The following is a 21,692-nucleotide window of genomic DNA, read 5'->3' on the forward strand; positions in this document are numbered from 1 at the left end:
TAATGTGTAGGTGGATGAGTAACTGAGTTGTTACCTGCGATGCTCACCTCATTAAGTAAGAGTTAATACTACATAGGCAATATTTCATACAGACCTGTTTTATCGTATATTAGTTGTCTTATGAAACGATGGCTGCTGTTTATAGGTCTATACATCTTACCCATGCTGGCTTTTGCACAGCAGCCGGATAGTGCCATGCACCTATCTGCAGAAAAAGTTTTAAAGAAAGAGACCGCACTAAGAACCAATTGGCTGCACCATAAGGGAGACGACTCTACCATGGCGCTGCCCAACTACGACGATAGCCAGTGGGAGCGCGTGCGCATTGGTAAATATGCCGAAAGCTATAAGGACGATTTCTCCGAAGAGATAAAACAATACAAGGGCATCCACTGGTTCAGGCTACACCTCTATGCCGATAGCTCTTTGCAACACCTGCCGCTCACATTAAGGATAGAGCCTAAGGGGGCTGCCGAAATATACATCAATGGTAGGCTGGCTAAAAAGTTAGGCCGTGTAGATACTAAAGAACGAACCATCTACTACGAGGGCGACCACAACACCCACATCTTCAACTTCGATAGTGTGGGGCGCAACACCATTGCCATTCGCTATGCCGACTATAAGAACGACATCATCACCGAATATAAAGACGATGACATCCACGCCTTTGAGCTTTTTGTAGGAGAGGCCAACTTTAATATCACCAACAGAAGTGCCCTGAAAAATCTGCGCGATGTGTTCCTATCACTTTTTGCAGGCATATTTGGTATGCTGGCAGGTATGCACTTGCTGTTTTGGCTCTACCGCCGTAGAGACTGGTCAAACTTATTTGCGGCCATACTATTCATTGCCGTTAGCCTTATTATCAATGTTGTCAAAAACTTAACCTCAGCCTCTATACCCAACTACGAGAGATCGGAATGTTATATACTCATACTTACGGTTATTGCCTTTGCGGGGCTACATAGTTTTCTACAGGTCATCTTCGGCCAGCTCAACAAGCGCTATTATATTACCATGAGCATTGTTGGCTTGGGTGTCCTGCTCACACTTTTCCGTGTGCCTTATATCAATAGCCTTATGCTGATATTGATAGCTTATCTGCTTATCTACTCTGCCTTCTTGATGAGAAAGGCCATAAAAGAAAAACAGAAAAGCTCCAGAGTATTGGGTATCCCTATCATCTTCCTTGCCATTACTATAGCCGTAGGCTATATTGGCTTCCAAATTGTAGAAAGGACCAATACGATACTTGACACAACGGCAGGTCTTTCTGCAATACAACTTGTCGTTATGTTCTTGGTAATAGCTGTCATCTTCATAGGCACTATATCGGTGCTTAGTATTCCTATATCCATTACTACCTTCCTAGCCAAGCGCTTTGCCAATGTGAGCAACGAGCTTAGCGACAAGCTGATAGAAGTGCAAGCCTTGTCTGAAAAAACACTAGCACAGGAGCAAGAGAAAAAACGCATCTTAGAGAACCAAAAACAACAACTAGAAATAGAAGTAGCTGAACGAACCAAAGAGATAGTAGAAGAAAAGAAAAAATCGGACGACCTCCTACTGAACATTCTACCATCGGAGGTGGCCGACGAGCTAAAAGAGAACGGCACAACCAAAGCCAAACACTTCGACCATGTCACGGTTATTTTTACCGACTTTGTAGACTTCACTAAAACAGGATCTCGCCTTAGCCCCGAGGAGCTGGTCAACGAACTGGATACTTGCTTCAAAGCCTTTGACGAGATATGTGCTAAGTACCATATCGAAAAAATAAAAACAATAGGCGATGCCTATATGGCGGTTTGCGGACTACCTACCGCCGTAGCAGACCATGCTATCAATACCGTACAGGCAGCACTGGAAATAAAAGCCTTTATAGCCGATAGACGCAAGCATAGCCCCGACACTTCCTTCCGTATACGTATAGGCATACACAGCGGCGATGTGGTAGCGGGCATTGTAGGCATCAAAAAGTTTGCTTACGACATATGGGGCGATACGGTAAACACCGCCGCACGTATGGAGAGCTATAGTGAGCCCGACCAGATCAATATTTCTGAACACACCTACGAGCTGGTAAAAGACCAATTCAACTGTACCTCTCGTGGCAATATTGAGGTAAAAGGTAAGGGCGCCATAGCCATGTATTTTGTAAAAGAGCAGAAATCATAGACTGCCACAACACCCAAACATTAAAAATAATTAAAAAAACTTCCTCTACTTTTTAACCAAAAGTTATTAAATGGTTGGTTTGCACTTTTATGTGTATTAAAAAATGATTAATTTAAGAACGAATTAATTCTAATTCAGAATAGGTAAACTACACAACATTTTTTAGTCACATGACAGCAATCTCTACCAACGGATATACCATTGTAGTGCAAGAATGCATTACTAAACATATTGACGTACAGGAGCAACACAACAGCCAACACTATGCACCGATCATTGAAGACCTACTAGACAACTATACCACCTACCTAGAGCAATGGGACTTTGCCATGTCGTTACACAGAGCTTTGTTCGACTTTCAGAAGAATAATAACACCACTAAGAATATAGCATTGTTTAACAGCTATGCCTTCTTGGTAGCACTAGCCCCGATAGTATCGGCACTATACCCGTACCTCTGCTACGACAAGCCCGAGCGTGCCGACCATATCAATGGCATCGAAGCAGCAAAGCTAGCACAACGTATAGACATCGCTAAAAACTACCTGAAACAAGAAGGGGTAAAAGAACTGGAGATCTATGAAGAACTAACAGACTTGGCTACCTACACTTGCCATGGCAAAAGAAAATTTGCACAGCTGCTCTTAGGCATGACTGCTTCTTTCATTATAGACCAGCACTTATCAGACAGACAAGGCAAAACAATATGCCAAACCATCATTAGCGGTATAGAAGACCCCTCAAAATATATAGACCATATAGTGAGCTTTAGCCAAAAAAACTAAAGGCATTATTTTCTAAGAAGGTGATTTTAAACTGCGGGATCGATTCCCGTACGTGGTACAATGCGCCAACAATAATAGCTATAGTTTAGCGTTATAGTCTCAAGCACACCACCCTGCAGGCAAAATGACAATTCGATTATATCGTTTTTTATATTTTCACATGAAATCCCAGTACTATGCGCCTACTATCTATACTTTGCTTCTGCCTGATCATATATGGTTGTAAGAAAACCCAACCAAGCATCAACAACTATCCCGAGCAGGAAGCCTTTAGGGGCGTGATCAATAAAGACAGTTTCAACCTCGAAAAACTAGACGCTACCATACTCCCTAAAGCGGAACAGCCTGGCAAGTATTATATCAATATCAACTGCTACACCCCCTACCCTCACCAATACTTTTACATACATATAGAAGAAGCCACTTTGCAGACGGGCACCTACACCATAAAGCACACTACTACTACCGATGTAAAATATAATTACGCTTATTATGGAGCATGGTCTATAGGCAACCAATATGCTGATTTTGTAGCAGGTGGCTATGTCAATATACACAGCATTTCTAATAACAAATTGAAAGGCAACCTCTACTTTACCACCGAGCAAGGCAGACAAATACAAGGCGTCTTCAACCTCAATGTAAAAATGTAGCGCCGATCTTAAAAAGCTTCCAAGATCATTTCTCTATTCAATGCAGTACCAGCTGTTACTCCCGCTGCTATAGCTATAGCTACCGACCTTGCCCAATTGGCATTGTCTCCGCAGGCATATACCCCCTCTATTGTGGTTTGCTGCATAGGGTCTACCAGTAAAAGGCCATCTTCTCCAAGCTCGCAACCCAACTGCTCTGGTATAGTACAATGTTGCACATTTACAGGTCGCGCGTATATGGCTTTTATATTTTGAGTACTACCATCTGCAAACTGTATACTTGTAAGGTAACCCTCCTTATGCTGCAAAGCTGCTACCTCTTTTTCTACAACCTTTATGTTGTGCGCTTCTAGTTCTTCCACTTGCTCTTGCAACAATTCCTGCTTGCCGTTGGTAAAAACAGTTAGCTTATCCGTCCAGTTACTGATCATCCTTGCTATATTAAAAGCAGCATCTCCATTAGCCAAAATACCAGTCTCTTCCATCCTCACCTCATAGCCATGGCAATAGGGGCAGTGCAGAATAGAAATACCCCAGCATGCTGAAAAACCATCTATATCGGGAAAGATGTCTTTTACCCCTGTAGCAAAAATCAACTTAGTGGCAGTAAACACATCTCCAGCTTCCGTCTTTATTTCAAAACCATCTTTTATTTGCTTACCTGCTATTGCTAACCCTTCATAAAACTTTACGGTATCGTATGCCTGTACTTGCTTTTTGGCTGCTGCGGCTATTGCTGCAGGTGGGGTACCATCATGTGTTATCATATTGTGCGAGTAAGGTGTTTGCCTATTGCATGGCAAGCCACTATCTATTACCAACACCTTCTTTAGCGAGCGCCCCAAACTCATGGCTGCAGACAGGCCTGCATAACTCCCTCCTACTATTATTACATCATACATCGTATTTCTTTCCATCATGGTTTTATTTTAGATCGTTTTGGCAAAGGTATATCTTTTTGTATTATTGCAACACAGTCGCAATAATAAATGTTTATGAGTACGAGAAATACAAAGTCGAAACAGGCGATACTTGAAGTGTTGCAAGCTGCAAAAAGAGCTATTAGTCACGATGTGGTGCAAGAAGCACTGGGCGATAGTGTAGACCGTGCTACTATATACAGGGTATTGAATAGGTTTTGCGACGAAGGGATAACCCACCGCATAGTGGGCGACGATGGTAAACAATACTTTGCACTATGTAGCAGGAAGTGTACCACTCATCAGCACAAACATGATCATTTTCATTTCAGATGCCTTAGTTGCGATACAGTAGAGTGCTTATCTACACAAATAAGCGTAAGCCTTCCCAAAGGTTATCGTGCTGAAAATTTCAATGGTTTTATTTCAGGCTATTGCAATGCCTGCTGCTAAAAACAAAAAAACATGTGCTACTCTAAAATACTATCGCATTTACTCAATGGTCTTATAACTCAATGCTATAAATGGCTGCGCTGTTTTTAAGTTTCTGTATCTTTATATCACATCTATAACGTTATGAAAAAATACGGAACTCTATCTTTACTATTAGTATGCACTGCCCTACTCTTTGCCTGCAAGAAAATAGAGCAACCTACAAGTAATGTGCGTTTCCAATCTAGCTTCAATGGAACAATAGACCAAGACAGTTTTGTTAGAATGCATATTGGGGCAGAAGCCTATCAACACCCTACAATTGCAGGCAAGTATCAGCTTATCATCAACGGTAATGAATATACTAATAAAAGTGTAGCCACTTATCGAACATTTTACATATACCTTGAAGAGTTTAACCTTACTCCAGACATATACTTAATAAAGCCCACTACAACTACAGGTGTCAACTATAACCATGCCTATTACGACGCATGGTGGGGCCCTTCTGGACCAGGTCCTTACTTCCCCTTCTATAGCACAAGTGGGTTTGTGAATATACAAAGCATCGCCAATGGTAAAATGAAGGGTAACCTACAGTTCACTACCGAAAAAGGGCAACAAATAGAGGGCAACTTCTATCTAAAACTAAACATGTAACCTATTATGAAAAAACATAGCATCCTATTAGTACTACTCGCATTTACTGCCCTACTCTTTGCCTGCAAGAAAGACTATAACTGTCGTTGCGGCACTAAGTATATTGACAGCATTATTTTACCACATGGAGGCTATGCCATAGTCAAAGTGGTAAGAGACAGTATTATCTCCTTACCCAAAAGCACCAAGAAGAAAGCGGAAAGATCTTGTGACGATATAGAAAAAGTACTGCTCAATGAGATAGCCAACAAACAACAAAACTCGGGCGACTGTTACGTCTATTAATACCTATTTAGTATACAATAAAGAGCCGCCCATAAAAGGCGGCTCTTCGTTTTTGCCCTATACGTTGCCTGTGCAACGCTGTTAATAAAAAACGATTATTGTTTTACGAACTGTACAGTAGTCATATCATGAGTTGCCGTGTTACTCATCTTCATGATATACACGCCACTTGCCCAGTTACTTATATCAATGCTATTGCTTTGCTGCTGTAGCATGCCTTTCTGCATCAATTGTCCCAACTGATTGTAGATTTCATAATCGTAAGCATTCTTAATGTCAGCAATATTGATGTTGACCTTATCGCTGGCAGGGTTTGGCACCACATCTATTGCGTTTGGAGCACTCACTACATTTTGCACACCTGTAGGTTTCCAGTTAGTAGTTCCTGTGTTCTGTATTTTCCATATCAACCTACTGGCATAAGATGGTGTTGCAGCATTAGAATAAGTAAAGGCTGCCGACTTGGACCAATTAGAATACCTACCTGATATAGCCATTACCGACTCATTGTTTTGCTGCCACATATTGGTAATATCCATGTAGCTGCCCGGCGTGCTGCAAGTATAAGGAGGCACAGGACTTACGTCAAGACCTATAAATGTATTGGCCTGATTAGGAGCACCCGCGATAGCATCTGTATACCATCCCATAGAAATCTGCTCATTAGTACCCACACCAGTGTAGGCATAAGTAAGGCAAGGGAATATATTGTTGTTGTTCACATTGATACCCGCAGGGTAGCCTGCCATAGAGCCGTCGTTAGCTACATTCAATGCGCCTTCATTTACCTGAAAAAGAATATCGAAATGAACATTAACACCTACAGGGTATTTTCTACCTACAGTAATGGCATAATCATTTGTAAGACCACTAGATGGTGTTGCTATTCTTGGCTGGTAAAGCTCAGGCAAGAAAGCAGAATTGTAAACACTATACCATACTGTACCTGCATAGTCTCTGGTCATTGTTCTATAGTAGTTCCTTGAGTTTGTAAGACCTATTACTGTTACCTCGTGGCTAGAGTTGCCATTATAGGCCACATCAGGCTCTATCAGTCCGCTAAACCACAATGGATTTGCAGGAGCAGGAGGCACACCTGTAACAGTTTGTGTCATACTCAATATAGAACCTATATCCTGCATCACTACAGCATAGTGTCCCATGTTATCAGAGTCGATATTGATGTGCGGCTCATAGCCTGGTGACGGCGTATAGGGATAGATAAGTGTAGGAACAGACATGCCAGGGAAGTTCCAAGGGCCTGGCATGAATTGACTATAGCTCATACCATAACCACCTAGCGATGCAGAATAATACACCACTATTGCCCATACAGCATTAGAGGTCATTGGCGACACCAAAACCACATCAGGATCTTCGGCATCATTGGGCAGGGCCAGTGTGCCTGATGTACCTGCACTACTTTGCCAGTTGAACGTTGGGGCTAATAAAGTAACATCTCTACAGCTGTTAACCGTTACGTTCAGATAGTTCAGATAATTAGCGCTACCATAACCAAAAATACTAGAGCCCGACGCATCGCGCGTATCGGTGCCTACATCATTGTAAGAGCAGGAAGAAGGAACAATAGAATGGTAGAAGTTTTCCGGAGCTGAGGCAGGTATGTACTGCCCAAAAGAAAGTTGAGTGCATAGCATAGCTATGCCTAACAAAATTGTTTTTTTCATGATGATGATGTTTTTATGAACTTTAAATATATAAGCTTTGAAATGAAAAGCAGCAAGACATAGAAGTAATTCTACATTAAAACATTTTCATCACACAAAAGACTAACGGATAGCTGACTTCTATCGTCAAATATAGATGCACCTTTCTTTAAACGCCCTGTTTCAGGGTGTTTCTACCCGTTTCGCTGGCATATCTACTAATCAATATTTAGAACGCACATGCTCTTCTACTTTTTCCCAAAGAGGCGCTAAAGTTATTTTATTGAGACGATAAAAATTCTAAACCACTCTACTTAGTTCTTTTTAGTATGCAATAAAGAGCCGCTTATAAAAGCGACTCTCGTTTCACCCCATGTGTTGCCTTAGCAACTTCGTCGATATAAACTACGTGGCAGGTATTTTAGGCTTTTATGTTTCTTTACAAATACCTAACCTATCATTACCTAAACATCGTAAGAGAAGTTTTTTCGTAGATCAAGCCATTCTTTACTTTCTTTGGCTTGCTTCATGCCATGCATAAAACGTGGAAAATGCAGTTGTTGTTCATAGGCCTCCATGTCTGGCTTGCGAGTAAATGCAATTTTCATAAAGTTCTTTATAGCCTTCATTTTATTCGAGAACGATTGCTTCGCTTCAGGCATATCTGCCAAAAACCTTCTGGCTATTGTTTCAAAATCTTCAGGGTCTCTACCCGTTAAAGCCTTTACTACATTGGTTGTCCCACCTATTGCAAACATATTGTCTTCAAAGTCTTTCATGTAGTATCTAATATTAGCGTAGTCGTATATTTTGTACTTACCGGCTTTTAAGGACTTTAAGAACATATCCTCACTCACTGGCATCAACTTCACTTTTCTATTCAATATTTTAGCAAAAGTATCTGCCACATCTTGCTGAGATATGATCTTAGGACCAGTTGGTCTGTATGTTTTTTGATGATGCTGTGCCGGGTCTTTTAATATATGCGCTATAACCCTCCCTTGGTCTTCTTCTGAAGGTGGCGCATTCAAGGCTTCTCCTTTTGCATATGTAGGCATAATACCTAGTTGTGCAACCATCTCAACTGTAAAGAAATATGCAAAAGAAAAAAGGCCAGGATTAACAAAAGTGTATTTAACTTTTTGGTGCATTTTTACTACTTGATCGCCCAACCATTGCTCCTTTGTGTTTATTGCATGGTGATCTTCCATTAATAGCCATTGCGACATATACACTACGTGTTCTATTGCAGCCTCTTCTGCAGCTACGATAAAAGCTATTGCCTTCATTAATGAATTCTTAGCAAACGGAGGGCAAAAATAGGCTCTGGTTACACCATTCAGAGCTTTCCTGTAGTCTCTAACATCTTCCATATCACCTACAAAAAGTTCGGCACCCATTTTTTTCAACTCACGTGCAGTATCACTCTGAGCATTTCTTACCATAGCCCTCACCTCAAAACCTAAGTTTAGCAACTCTTTTGCTGCTGGAAAACCAGTGTGTCCATTCGCAGCTGTAATTAATATTTTCATACTTTACCTTTTAAGTTGTATATACAACATCTATAACAAAAAAATTATTTAAGTTTTTTCTCCAGATTTGCGATCTGTTTAAGCCCTGAATCTCCTATTTTGTCTATCAATGTATCCATCACCCCTTCCCAAAGAGGTCTTATTTCTTCAACCATTTTTTCTCCTTTTATTGTTAACTCAATTTCGGGTCTATAGTCATGAGTACGCACAATTAACCCTCTCGCTTCCAAGAGTTTTACGTTCCGACTAATTGTTGAACGCTCAAGACCAAGTGTCAAGCCAATTTGCCCTTGCTCTACCTTACCCAAAGTCTTTAGTGTAAAAAGTATTGTTAGTTGATTTTCTGTTATGTCATATTCCGTTAAGCAATCCCTTACATAGCCATCAGCTATACGTGATAGTCTGCGCAACCTAAATCCCAAACATTCGTCTAAAGAATACTTCATGTTGCAAACATAAGTACAAAATGTTGCATATACAACAATTGTGTTCTTTTATATATTTTTTAACTCTTCTATTCTTTTCCAAAGAGGCGCTAAAGGATAAAGAACAATATAATCATTAGACAATGAGCCAAACAAAACCATGGTATGTACCAGTATGGATACCAGTATATACTTGAAAGGGTTAAGCGGGTTACTTAGAGATAGATATAGTTTACTGCTCCTTGTCAAAATAGATCTTATAATAGTGCTTGCCTACTGCTTCGTCGTAGCCTTTTTCTATCAGGTCGCGGTCGCCATGCACATATACGTGGAAGTTCTTATCCAGCTTTATCACACTTTTAAAAACACGTGCCGTGCGTTTCACTGCCGAGTCGGATATATCAAAACCTCCATTTAGCGATACATCATGATTCTCTTCGTACTGGTGTTTATAGCCGTTGAAGGAGCTGATCAATTCTTTGTCCTGAAATACTTCGTTGGCAAATTCCTGTTCGTCAAATTGTTTATTATTTCTAAAAAACTCCAGCGAACGGTTCAGATAATCTGCCTGCTCTGCCTTGCTCACTTCATACTCCTGCGGTATGCCTTTAACGATAAAATCTTTAGTAGCTGCTAAATACTCCCTTGTATGGTGGTACTCATCTGCCATTGCCGTTATCTTCAAAAACTTATCGCGCCAGTATACGGCATCACTACGTTTGTTGGTCTTGTCTACTATGCATAATTGCATGCCCTTTCTGGTGTTGAAGATGATGCAACCTTTGTCCAGCTTATCAGCACTAATACCTTTTTGTAATTCTATCTCGTAGCCCGTGTGCTGTTTGCTCAGCTGAAAGAAGGCGTCACGCTCTTCCGTTTTATATAGCCCTATGGCAGGCATCACCTCGTCATTAAGATATACCTTGTCTAGATAAGCCACATGCAGCTCACCGCTTTTTATATTGGGCGCGTCCGATATTTCAAAAAGATGTTTGGCAATACTTATAGAATGTTCCAGCAGCTGTTCCTGATCGGCAAAAATTTTCTCTGCATAGTGCTTTACCGTATTCAGTGCCTCATCACTCTCATGGTAGAATTCAAAATACTCTTCCTTCTCTGCAAAAGGTGCAGTGAAGTATTGCTTCAGCTGCTCCTGTAGTTCCTCATCTTGCACACGCACCAGCTCTTCAGAATAGAAGAAAGTATTATCAGTATGTTTATTGCCTACAAAATGAGTAGCCAAAGCTTGTATTTGGGTATTGGAAAAATCTGCTCTCAACGCCTATGTTTTTTTAAGAGCATAAATGTATAAAAACCAGTATTACTTAGCAGCAATTTTTACCGTATCAGCAACAAGTCACCTTTCAGAAGGCGGTCTTCCCCTAAGTGAAAATATTTAATGACGTAATAGTAAGTACCAAGTTCTGCAGGTATACCCTTATATGTTCCATCCCACCCTTGGCTTATATCAATAGTGGTATACACCTGTTCTCCCCAGCGATTGTAGATGCGTAGCGTATATTCCTTTACATTAGTAATATCACCAATAAATCGTGCTATGTCATTTCTACCATCTCTATTGGGTGTAAAGGCTGTTGGAAAAAACAGTTTACAATTTCTAGTAGTAATGGTTATCGTATCTGTTACTGTTTGGCATCGGTTAGATACCTGTACATAATAAGTACCTGCTTTTGTAACACTATACTTTCTGTTGGTACTACCATCTTGCCATAAGTAAATATCATACTCACTCGAGGTTACCATTTCTGGCAATATAATTACTTGGTCATCACAGATCTCCCTACTTTCACCCAGCTCTATACTTATATTGGGATAGTAAGACACATACACCTCGTCTGAGGTCGTACAACCCGCATGGCTTGCTGTAAGTATATATTTACCCTCAGCATAGGCTTTTATCACAGGCTGAGTGCTTCCATTACTCCATTCTAAAAATGCAAAAGTTGGTGTTGCGCTACCTGATATAAGTATCGTATCTCCCCTACAAATAGTCGTATCTGCAAGAGCTACATTTACTTTTATGTCCAATATATCTACCTCAATGCTATCTATTATCACATCGCAGAGTTCTGTAGTAGCAACCCAATATTTCCCTGCTGAATTGATAGTAATTTTCTCGCTAGTACTACCTGTGTTCCACAAATAGGTTGCATTGTTTTTAATGACGCTGGCACTAAGCGTTATTGCGCTAGTAGCATTGCATAGGAATGTATCGCTACTACTTCTTGTGGTATCTCTTTTTGATATTACGTTTATTGTATCAGATACAAAGTCACACACATCGGGAGAGCGCACCCAATATTTACCTTCAGTATTTACTATAAATGAATCTTGCGTGCTACCATCTTGCCATTCATAAGCACTTCGTCCTGCCCTACCATATAATACTATTGGCTGCTCTAAACAAATACTTGTATCCCTGCTGGTTATCAAAACATCATCGCCTGAGATTGAATGCACAACTGCTTGTGGCAAGCCCAAATTGGTAGTAGTAGTAGCACTAATAGGAATAGCGGCAGCAGTATAAACACATCCCGGTGCCAAAGTATTAGCATTAGATATCCTTCCGAGACCTGCGCTACCTACAATAGCTGCATAAATATTACTATCGGGAGCCAATTGTAATGCACCAAGCGTTCCTGTTGAAGGCACTACGGCTTTTTTAGACGCTTTTATAGCACTGGGCGAACTTTGTGTAAGATCATATTGATAAATAGTACGTGAAGAATACCCTGACACATATAACCGTAAACTATTAGGCGAAAACTCGCAACCATAAAACTCTGATCCAGCACGTGTATCTATTATCTGCCCATTGGTCAGCTGACCTGTTTGAGGACTAAAATCATGAAGCGCTAAAAAGCTACTAGGAGTCCCGTTCCAAGATGCGATACCCAACTTTTTTCTATCTGGAGAAACCTTCATCGTCACAATACCCAATGTCCTTTCAGTATAGGTAGTAGTAGAAATAACAGGAACAGTATTAATGCCAGCACTGGTAATCTTATATGCATAATGGTCAGCAGAACCTCTTTTATAAGTAATCAACCAATAACTGCCACACCCTTCGGTTATTACCATTGCCTCCGCAAAACCACTATCTATGGGAATATATTTTTGCCCAGCTACTACATCTCCCAACCCACCATCAAGTGTCATATCTACAACAGAGTAAGACAGCCTACCATTAGTACCCATTGCACCTAGCGTAAAGACATAATATTTATTTGTATCATTCACAAATGGTGCAATGTGTACCCCTTGAGCACAAGTACCAGCATTATCAACACCCACACCTGTACCATTAGGCATTATAGCAAAGTTCTTATTATACACATTAGCAGTGCTTGCATAAAAAATCAATGTGCCAGTAGTTCTATCACTAATAGCTGCCACGCCTTCATTAGTAATAATATTAGAGACAAAACTTGAAGGTGGTGAAGTATTAAAAGATACTCCTGCATTTCGCCCAAAGCACCAATTATTATTTTGCTTTTGCGCAGTAGCAACAGTGCTAAAAAGCAGTATTGTGAACAGTAATATTAAGCGCATCTATTTATCTTTTCGAAATAAAGTTATCTACAAAACCATTTACTGCCATGCATTTCAACTCTTTTCAACTTACCTTCGACTAGTAGTTAATAAAATGAAAGAGTTTATTACCTCACCAGTATCAGGTTATCTTTCCATATTTGGTCTTTGCCATGATACTTGTACTTAATGTAGTAGTAATAGGTATCTACAACTGCAGGTTCGCCTTTATGTGTACCATCCCACCCTGCTTTTATATCATTACTGGCAAACACCTCTTCGCCCCAACGATTGAAGATGTGCAACTCGTATTCTGTAACATAAGCCAAGTCGCCTAAGAAACGTGCAATATCATTCTTACCATCTCCATTGGGTGTAAAGGCATCAGGGAAGAACAAACGACAGTTGCGCACCGTTACCGTCACCGTGTCTCTTATTGTTTGGCAGTGGTTAGATACGGTTACATAATATACACCCGCTTCCTTCACTCTGAATTTTCTATCCGTGCTACCGTCTTGCCATAGGTACACATCTGTTTGTTCAGAGGTAGCTATCTCTGGCAACAGAATAGGTTCATCAGCACATATCTCTCTATTTGGTCCCAGCTCTATACTGATGCGTGGGAAATTTTCTACATACACATCACCATAGCCGATGCAGCCATCAAAATTAGCTTCCAGCCTGTAGCGTCCTGCAGCGGAAGCTTTAGTTGTTAGTGTAGTATCCTCTGTATTCCATTTTAGCTTGGCTACAGATGGGTTTACCGTTGCCGACAGCAAGAGCGTATCTCCATAACATATGGTCGTATCTGCTTGCAGTACATTCACTTGTACCGCCAATGCCTCTACATTAAAACTATCAATGGTCACATCACATATTTCGGTAGTGGTCACAAAATAATTGCCTGTTTGCGTGATGGTGAGTTTATTATCCGTACTACCGGTATTCCATAAGTAGGTAGCATTGGCAACATTTTTACTAGGGCGTATCTCTATAGAACTACGATTACACATCATTGTATCTATAGTCGTGCTTACCGTATCTCTTTTGTTCTTTACTATTACCGTATCGGTAAAGAAACCACATGTATCGGGAGAGCGCACCCAATAAGTACCTTCTGCACTTACAGAAAGAGTATTACCAGTACTACCATCTTGCCATTCATAACTCGTTTGTCCGCTGCGGCCATACAATACTATCGGTTGTTTCAGGCAAACTAAGGTATCTCTTGAGGTAATAAAATTGCCTACCCCTCCCGAGCCAATAGGGTGCACTACCGCCTGAGGTAAACCCAGCGTAACTGCTGTGCCCGTAATTGCAGTTACCACATTAGCGGTATAGACACAGTTGGGCACTACACCATTGGGGTTGCTTATGCGTGCTAAAGAAGATGTTCTTGTAGCTGCATATATATTACTATCAGGCCCTATTTGTAGTGTACCTACATTTACATTTCCACCACTATTTACCGTTTGCTTGGAGGCAGCAATAGCAGCTGTGGTAGCCTGAGACAGATCGTACTGATAAATATTGCGATCGCCAAAGGCGGCTACGTAAAGCAATTTGCTATTGGGCGAAAACTCACAGCTATAAAAACCGGCAGGGTTGCCCGAATCTATCACCCTACCATTGGTTACCGTTCCCGTTACGGGATTAAAATCGTGAATACCAACATAAGTACCAGGTGTACCATGATAGGATACAATTCCTAACGTAGTTCTGTCGGGCGATACCTTCATCGTAGCCAAGCCCGCCGTGCGATAAGCATAAGCTGTATTGGAAATAACAGGCGTTGTATTAATACCAGTAGAAGTAATTTGATAAGCATAGAAATCAGCTGTACTTCTTTTAAAGGCTACCAACCAATAGGTCTTACACCCTTCGGTGATCACCATACCTTCTGAGAAGCCACTATCTATTGGAATATACTTTTGCCCAGCAATAACATCTCCAAGCCCACCATCAAGGGTCATGTCTATTACAGAATAAGAGAGCCTACCATTAGTTCCATAGGCCGACATGGTAAAGACGAAGAACTTATTCGTATCATTTACATAAGGGGCTATATGCACACCTTGCGCACAAGTACCCGCATTATCAGTACCTATACCATTACCATTGGGCATGGCAGTAAAGTTTCTGTTGTAAGCTACGGCTGTGCTGGTATAAAATAATAATGCACCAGTAGTTCTATGACTTACTGCGGCTACGCCTTCGTTAGTTCTTATATTAGAAACAAATGGGGCTAACGTACCACCATTAAAACTGACACCGGCATTGTTACCAAAACACCAGTTGTTATTTTGCATTTGTGCAGTACTGCTATTGAGGGAAAATAGAACAAGTACTATGATGGACAGTAGGCGCATAGAGCTTAAGATTGTACTCTTAAATTACGACTATATTCTCATATAGAATTATTCATTTATTACAATTTAATCCTGTTTTAGCTAATAGTTAATAAAATAAAAACAAACTGTAACCAGCCTATCGAAGCAAGAGTAAAGTACCTTTCATCAATTCCTTTTCCTTCAAATACTTATACGATATCAGGTAGTAATAAGTGCCTACTTCGGCAGGAGTACCTTTATAGTTTCCATCCCATCCCTTAGTAGCGTCATCGGTAAAGAAAACCACCTCGCCCCATCTGTTGATGATTCGTAGCTCATAGTCGGTTACAGTATTGATATCGCCTACCATTCGAGCGAGGTCATTTCTACCATCGTAGTTGGGTGTAAAAACACTTGGAAAGAAGAAATGGCAATTGCGCTCAGTGATATTTATGGTATCGGTTACTGTTTTACATTGGTTGCTGACCGACAAATGATAGGTACCCGGTCCTTTTACAGTATAAGTAGTTGAAGCACTTCCATCCTGCCACAAATATTTATCAGTAGGCTCTGCTACAACTGTTTTAGGCAAGGCAAGCTCATCCCCTTTACATAGTTGTTGGTCGGCACCTAAGTCTACTTTCACATCTGGGTAGTGCGCTATGCTGGCATAGGAGGTATCGGTACAGCCTAGATAATTTACTATTAATTGGTAGATATCTTTTGCCCCTACTTTTAAGCTAGGTGCTGTACTACCATTACTCCATTTGTACGTTGCACTAGCAGGCAAGGTATTGGTAGTTAGCAATACAGAGTCTCCTTTGCAAATAGTAGTATCACCACCAGACACCATTACCGATAGGGTTTCTACCTGTACGTTTATAGTATCCGTATGGCGCACGCATTTATTATTGGTGCGCACCCAGTAGGTACCCGACTGGCTTACCTGATAGGTACTACCTCCTCTACCATCTTGCCATGTATGGCCGCCATTGCTAGTAGACGAACGTAACATCATAGGCGCTTGCAAACACACGGTTGTATCTTTACTCGAGGTAGTATGTCCTACATCTCCGCTACCGCCAGCATACATTACGGGTTGTGGCATGGTCAGCCCCGTTTCTCCGCTGGGCATGGTTATCGCATCTACGGTATAGACACAGTTGGGATAGCGGGCATTGCTATTGCTTATCCTATCCAAGCCTTTCCCTTTATACTTACTTATGTAAATATTACTATCAGGCCCCATTTGCAAGCCACCAAGTGTAGCCAACATTACTCCGTTAATCACCTTTCTCGACCCTTTGATGGTAGGCGCATCGGGCAGCGTGATATCGAATTGTAATATCTCCACATCTATATAATTGCAACTATACAGCAACTCACTATTAGGAGAAAACTCGCAACCATAAAGGCTGGCTCTTTCCAGATTATCGATCACGATACCATTGCTTATTCTACCGGTGTATATATCAAAATCGTGCACGGCTAAATAGCTATTGCCACCATCATACTGCCTAGCACTTATAGCAGCAAGTGCTATCTTTTTTCTATTGGGCGATATCTTTAAGGCAGCAGTATTAATAGCCGTGTTCACATACCCTACTGTAGAAATAGTTGCTGCGGTATCCAAGCCATCTTTAGTGATCTCGTAAGCATAGAAATCGTGGCTATCTTTTTTTAAGGCGATCAACCACAATCTGTTGCATTTCTCCTGCTCTACAACAGTCATGGCCTCGGTAAAATCGTTGGCTAAAAAAATATTCTTCTGTCCTGTCACAACATCGCCCAGACCTCCGTTCAGTGTTTTGTCTACTACAGTATAGCTAAGCGTACCATTAAAACTATGACCCGATATAGTAAAGAGGTAATATTTATTGGTATCATTCACAAAGGGTACAATAACCACGCCTTGCTCAGAAGAGCGTGTAGTATCGTCTCCTACACCTTTACCATTGGGAGTAATATTGTGGTTGGCATCGTAGAGGTTCACCCCATCAGTATAAAACAACAATGCTCCTGTTTTCCTGTCGGACACACTAGCTGCCGCCTCTACACTCTGCATACTGGTAGTGATGCCTACAGGTGGACTACTATTGAATGACACCCCGACTCCAAAACCCATAGCCCACACATTGTTTTGCTGCTGGGCATGAACCATACCACAGACCAACAATAACATAAAAACCAGGGGCGTGCTTCGCATAATGTACTGTTACCCTTGCAAGATACCCTACTTACTGCATAAATTAATTGCCTTGTTGTAATGACATTGTCATAACGCTGTAAGACAAGAGCCTTCCTTATATTATAACATAGTAGTCCAAATGAGTATATTTAGCTTATGAAAAGGTTGATACTATTAATACTCCCCACAATGCTACTAGCTGCCTGCGGCAACACCGGCGCAGAGCAAGACACAAACATTGATGCTGAACAAACAGAGGAAATGACCTCAGTAACCCATGCTGAAGATGAATATGGCATGAGCTACGAAGAGTATGAAACACTAAAAGCACAGCTGGCACCACCCAAGCGCGGACAGCTGGTAGATGGCACTTGGGAAATAGGAGAGGACGAGCTGGACTATGTACTCACTTTAAAGTCTATTAGCGACGGGGCCTACCCTAGCTTTTCTATAGAAGCACTACCAAGAGACCAAGACAAACCCGTATGGTTCTACTTAAATGCGGAAGACTACAAAGGTGCAACCATCAACGAGCTGATGAGCAGTATTGGTAAGCCTGCGAGAATCGTCTACTACATAAGACAGCAAAACAGAATGACAGGCACAGTAGACAATACACACCAAACAGATAAGGTAGCGCTGGAGCTACAAGAAGGAGAAAAGTCTATAACAGGGAAATGGATAGCCGAAGAGGTAAGCAATGGCGACCTACCCGATGACATCTATATAGAAACAGCTAACGGACTAAAAGTTCCCTTCCCTGCATTTATTACAGAAGAAGATGTAGCCATGAATGGTAAAAACGTAACGGTAAACTATACTACTGACGAAGACATGGTGGTTAGCTATATTAAGTTGATGAATGATTAAAACTTATGAAACACCTATTTATTACCCTACTGCTTTTCATAAGCTTACCCGCCATTGCACGCACACAACAGCAAGACACCATTTTTCATCTTGAGATACACCAAGTGATATCACCTGGCTTTCATTCCTGCAACTTTGTAGTCGCAGGAGGGAAACTACGTATATACCAACACGTGTACAATAAACGGCTACATAAGTTTCAACCCAAAAAAGTATATACTACAACTATAAGTAATGAGTTAGAGAACGAGATAATAAACACCTGCGCTAAACTCTATTCACTAGAAGACAGCTACATAAAACCAATACTGGATGGTAGCAGTTGGGATATTACGATCATAAGGAATAACAGATCGAAAAGAGTAAAGATCGACAACTATGAAGTAAAAGAAGTGGATGCACTATTCTCACATATCAACACGGCGATCAAAAAGGGCAAACCCAAACTAAGTCTTACTAAATAATAAAAACAATTGAATAACGAACAAACAATAGGGGATTACACTATCGCTCACAACAAGAACACTGTTGTAATAAAAGTTCACCCTCGTGTTCTAAAAACATATTCCTATTATAGTATCGTAGGAGCTATTGGACTCAACCTCTTCGTTATAACTATTTTTATATTAGGAAGCATATTTGCAGATAAAGGAGTTGATGCTAAAACATGGGAGACCGTAATGATATTTGTGAAATACGTTACACCAGCCATGTTCATATTGATCCTACTTGGACTAACGACAACATATTATCTCAACAGAAAAATATTTATCCATTTTGACAGCAATGTGATACTAATAAAAAGCAATATCAACTCTTTGAAACCAATTGACAAGCGCTATCCTTTTAAGATAGAAGCTGCTGAAGTTACTTTTAAAAGACCCGCCATCTTTATTCTTAGAGAAAAGGGAATACCAGAGATCGTAAACTTACTTTACGACATAAAAAAGCTATCTGACGCCGAAGACATAGTTGAGCACCTTAAAAAAATACCTGGGCTGCTCAACTAAACCTTCATTTGTTAAGCTATGGTTTACGGGTTGTAAAACCATAGTTAAGCACTTTACTTTTTTTGCCTTATATAATAAGTCTGTACATCTTTGTACTCAATAAAAGAAAAAACACAGCACACAAAAACATACTTCAAAACAAAAAACTAAAAAACACTTTCCTCTCAATGAACAAATTCTTCTAATTACATCATTTCACTATTTCAACAGGAATCCCTTCCTGCACCTGCTTTCAGCGCATTATGTTAATCGCCTGTTAAGTAAATGTATACCTATGTGTTAACCGTTAACAAAGTTCCCGTTAACCAGTTGCAAAACGGGCGTTAACCAGCTCTATTTTTTTCTCCTGAGGGTTTTCTTACCCCATCTTTGTGTCAACAAACAACGCAAACAAACATTACATAAAGAGAAAAAGAGAAAAAAAATGAAACAATTAATCATCATCATCGCAGCACTAACAGTAACTACAGCAACTTTGGCTCAAAACGCCAACACTGCGGCTACACAGTCAGCAAAGCTTGCTTTGAGTAATGCTATTGATATTTCTTTTGTAAACAATGGTACAAGCACTGGTGCTACTACTACTCTTTCTTTTAATACAGTGAACGATTATGCTAACGGTGTAGAATCTGCTCCTATTTACTTAAAGGTTCGCTCTAATAAAAAGTTCATCGTAAAAGCAAAAACCAACTCTAACAAATTCACTTACGCTGGTAGCGAGTCTCCTGCTCCAAGCATGAATGTTCAAAACAACCTTTTCATCAAAGTAGTGAGTAACAATACTGGTGGCAACGTACCTAATGCAGTAAACAATGTATACAAGACACTAAAAAAGAGTAATAGAAAAATAATTAACAACGGTACTCCTGGTGGCAACAATACTTTTGCTGTACAATACAAAGCAGATCCTGGTTTCGAATTTCCTGCAGGTACTTACACAGTAGATGTGGTGTATACTGCTACTCAAAAATAATCACACCCACTTTTTCATAGTTGAGGCTTGCCCATGGGCAAGCCTTTTGTTTTGCTATTGGTCATGCACGGGTAGCATGTTATTCGTATCCACAGGAAAACTGTCGTACTTATTATACAGCTTCAAGTATTTATCAGGGTCTATGGGGCTTTCACTCAATGTTTCGTAGAGGCCTCTAAAGAAGCCCTCCCTTTTTTGTCCGGGATTAAATATCAATAGCACCCTTACTTCTTCCTCGCTATCGTTCCTGAAACCATGTGGCGTAAAGCGCGGAGCATACGCCACCGCACCTTCCTTCACCTGTACTTCTTTATCTTTCAACTGTATGGTCAGCACTCCTTTGGTAACAATAAAGGTCTCGTCCATAAATCTATGGTAGTGCAGCTTGGCGCCTATGGTGTGTGGCTGCAATATTATTTCGTAAACCCCCAGCTGGTCATTAGACATCTCGCTGGTTACTTTTAGGGATATCACTATACCATTCATACCAAAGGTCTCTCCCTCTTCAGCAGGTATGATGGTGGCCTTGTTTTCTAGTTGGTCGTTAAATACATCTTGTTGCATACTACTCTTTTTATTGGTTAAACACTTCGTCTATTTTTTGATACACTGCCGCTACTCTTTCTTGCAGGCCTTCCTCTTGTGCCGTCCCCTCCAGATTGAATAATTGTATATCCTCAATGCCCATATAGTTGAGCATGGTATTAAGGTTGGGGATGGAAAAATCTAAAGCTTCGTAAGGCATACCTGTGTAAATACCTCCTTTTACCGATACCAGATATACACGCTTATCTTTCAGCAACCCTTGAGGCATTCCTTCTTTTCTTGTAAAGGTATACTCAGGTCTTATCACTTGATCGAAGTAGGCTTTCAATACAGCTGGCATATTGAAGTTATAAAGCGGGTAGCTGATGAGAACATCATCTGCTTTTTTCAGCTCATCTATCAGTTGCTCCGAAACAGATAAGGACTCAGATACTTCCGTCGGCATATCATCCTTAGCCATCCCAAAACCTGCCACTGCATAGTTATTCAGTATAGGCACAGGTTGTCGCATCAGATCTTTTTGTACAACTCTGCCATCCTCATATCGGGAGGTCCATTTCTGTTCTATGTAGTCGGCTACTTGTCTGGAGTAAGCTCCTTCTATTCTAGAGCTGGTATCTATTCTTAATAGTGTTCGCATAACGCTGTTTTTTTATTCGGCTATATGACAAACACCGACAAAA

Annotated in this window: 20 protein-coding genes; 10 read left to right on the forward strand and 10 right to left on the reverse strand. The window is 40.7% G+C overall.

Features of this window, described 5'->3' with window-relative positions:
* Nucleotides 1-120 precede the first annotated feature (120 nt).
* The 3 genes from R2800_08625 to R2800_08635 all read left to right on the forward strand — a co-directional run bounded on the left by R2800_08625 (nucleotide 121) and on the right by R2800_08635 (nucleotide 3,619).
* The gene (locus R2800_08625) at nucleotides 121-2,181 is read left to right on the forward strand and encodes an adenylate/guanylate cyclase domain-containing protein (protein MEZ5017106.1); all 2,061 of its coding nucleotides are present in this window, start codon (nucleotides 121-123) and stop codon (nucleotides 2,179-2,181) included.
* Nucleotides 2,182-2,351: 170 nt separating this feature from the next.
* Entirely contained in the window at nucleotides 2,352-2,966 is a 615-nt protein-coding gene (locus R2800_08630; protein MEZ5017107.1) for a hypothetical protein, read from the forward strand.
* A 176-nt stretch (nucleotides 2,967-3,142) separates the two neighbouring features.
* The gene (locus tag R2800_08635; protein MEZ5017108.1) at nucleotides 3,143-3,619 is read left to right on the forward strand and encodes a hypothetical protein; all 477 of its coding nucleotides are present in this window, start codon (nucleotides 3,143-3,145) and stop codon (nucleotides 3,617-3,619) included.
* 8 nt (nucleotides 3,620-3,627) lie between these two features.
* Here R2800_08635 and R2800_08640 read toward each other — a convergent pair whose 3' ends face one another.
* Entirely contained in the window at nucleotides 3,628-4,539 is a 912-nt protein-coding gene (locus R2800_08640) for an NAD(P)/FAD-dependent oxidoreductase (GenBank protein ID MEZ5017109.1), read from the reverse strand.
* A gap of 75 nt (nucleotides 4,540-4,614) precedes the next feature.
* Here R2800_08640 and R2800_08645 point away from each other — a divergent pair, with 75 nt between their 5' ends.
* The 3 genes from R2800_08645 (at nucleotide 4,615) to R2800_08655 (ending at nucleotide 5,916) form a co-directional block, all read left to right on the forward strand.
* Nucleotides 4,615-4,992, forward strand: a complete 378-nt coding sequence (locus tag R2800_08645; protein MEZ5017110.1) for a transcriptional repressor — start codon at nucleotides 4,615-4,617, stop codon at nucleotides 4,990-4,992.
* 123 nt (nucleotides 4,993-5,115) lie between these two features.
* Nucleotides 5,116-5,631, forward strand: a complete 516-nt coding sequence (locus tag R2800_08650) for a hypothetical protein (GenBank protein ID MEZ5017111.1) — start codon at nucleotides 5,116-5,118, stop codon at nucleotides 5,629-5,631.
* 6 nt (nucleotides 5,632-5,637) lie between these two features.
* Nucleotides 5,638-5,916, forward strand: coding sequence for a hypothetical protein (locus R2800_08655; GenBank protein MEZ5017112.1), 279 nt, complete (start codon nucleotides 5,638-5,640; stop codon nucleotides 5,914-5,916).
* Between the two features lie 95 nt (nucleotides 5,917-6,011).
* On the opposite strand, the gene R2800_08660 is transcribed toward R2800_08655, so the two are convergent.
* The 7 genes from R2800_08660 to R2800_08690 form a co-directional block, all read right to left on the reverse strand.
* Entirely contained in the window at nucleotides 6,012-7,604 is a 1,593-nt protein-coding gene (locus R2800_08660; protein ID MEZ5017113.1) for a T9SS type A sorting domain-containing protein, read from the reverse strand.
* Between the two features lie 443 nt (nucleotides 7,605-8,047).
* Entirely contained in the window at nucleotides 8,048-9,115 is a 1,068-nt protein-coding gene (locus R2800_08665; GenBank protein MEZ5017114.1) for an NmrA family NAD(P)-binding protein, read from the reverse strand.
* 44 nt (nucleotides 9,116-9,159) lie between these two features.
* Nucleotides 9,160-9,561, reverse strand: a complete 402-nt coding sequence (locus R2800_08670) for a MarR family winged helix-turn-helix transcriptional regulator (GenBank protein MEZ5017115.1) — start codon at nucleotides 9,559-9,561, stop codon at nucleotides 9,160-9,162.
* 211 nt (nucleotides 9,562-9,772) lie between these two features.
* Entirely contained in the window at nucleotides 9,773-10,819 is a 1,047-nt protein-coding gene (locus R2800_08675) for a nucleoid-associated protein (GenBank protein MEZ5017116.1), read from the reverse strand.
* A gap of 59 nt (nucleotides 10,820-10,878) precedes the next feature.
* Nucleotides 10,879-13,113: a gliding motility-associated C-terminal domain-containing protein gene (locus R2800_08680; GenBank protein MEZ5017117.1), complete on the reverse strand. Its 2,235-nt coding sequence runs from the start codon at nucleotides 13,111-13,113 to the stop codon at nucleotides 10,879-10,881.
* 107 nt (nucleotides 13,114-13,220) lie between these two features.
* Nucleotides 13,221-15,461 (reverse strand): gliding motility-associated C-terminal domain-containing protein, encoded by a 2,241-nt coding sequence (locus R2800_08685; protein MEZ5017118.1) that lies wholly within the window; start codon nucleotides 15,459-15,461, stop codon nucleotides 13,221-13,223.
* Nucleotides 15,462-15,579: 118 nt separating this feature from the next.
* Nucleotides 15,580-17,628 carry a gliding motility-associated C-terminal domain-containing protein gene (locus R2800_08690; protein MEZ5017119.1) on the reverse strand — a complete coding sequence of 683 codons (2,049 nt, stop codon included), beginning with the start codon at nucleotides 17,626-17,628 and terminating at the stop codon, nucleotides 15,580-15,582.
* 138 nt (nucleotides 17,629-17,766) lie between these two features.
* On the opposite strand from R2800_08690, the gene R2800_08695 reads away from it, so the two are divergent.
* The 4 genes from R2800_08695 to R2800_08710 all read left to right on the forward strand — a co-directional run bounded on the left by R2800_08695 (nucleotide 17,767) and on the right by R2800_08710 (nucleotide 20,463).
* Nucleotides 17,767-18,480, forward strand: coding sequence for a hypothetical protein (locus R2800_08695; protein MEZ5017120.1), 714 nt, complete (start codon nucleotides 17,767-17,769; stop codon nucleotides 18,478-18,480).
* A 5-nt stretch (nucleotides 18,481-18,485) separates the two neighbouring features.
* Complete coding sequence (locus R2800_08700) at nucleotides 18,486-18,944, forward strand: hypothetical protein (protein MEZ5017121.1); 459 nt, start codon at nucleotides 18,486-18,488, stop codon at nucleotides 18,942-18,944.
* A gap of 9 nt (nucleotides 18,945-18,953) precedes the next feature.
* Nucleotides 18,954-19,490, forward strand: coding sequence for a hypothetical protein (locus R2800_08705; GenBank protein ID MEZ5017122.1), 537 nt, complete (start codon nucleotides 18,954-18,956; stop codon nucleotides 19,488-19,490).
* A gap of 424 nt (nucleotides 19,491-19,914) precedes the next feature.
* A complete protein-coding gene (locus R2800_08710) occupies nucleotides 19,915-20,463 on the forward strand; it encodes a hypothetical protein (GenBank protein MEZ5017123.1) in 549 nt (182 codons plus the stop codon).
* 54 nt (nucleotides 20,464-20,517) lie between these two features.
* On the opposite strand, the gene R2800_08715 is transcribed toward R2800_08710, so the two are convergent.
* The gene (locus R2800_08715) at nucleotides 20,518-21,027 is read right to left on the reverse strand and encodes a cupin domain-containing protein (GenBank protein ID MEZ5017124.1); all 510 of its coding nucleotides are present in this window, start codon (nucleotides 21,025-21,027) and stop codon (nucleotides 20,518-20,520) included.
* Nucleotides 21,028-21,037: 10 nt separating this feature from the next.
* Entirely contained in the window at nucleotides 21,038-21,649 is a 612-nt protein-coding gene (locus tag R2800_08720) for an NAD(P)H-dependent oxidoreductase (protein MEZ5017125.1), read from the reverse strand.
* Nucleotides 21,650-21,692: the final 43 nt, after the last annotated feature.

Origin of the sequence: Flavipsychrobacter sp. (assembly GCA_041392855.1) — a bacterium.
Classification (GTDB): Bacteria; Bacteroidota; Bacteroidia; order Chitinophagales; family Chitinophagaceae; genus UBA5543.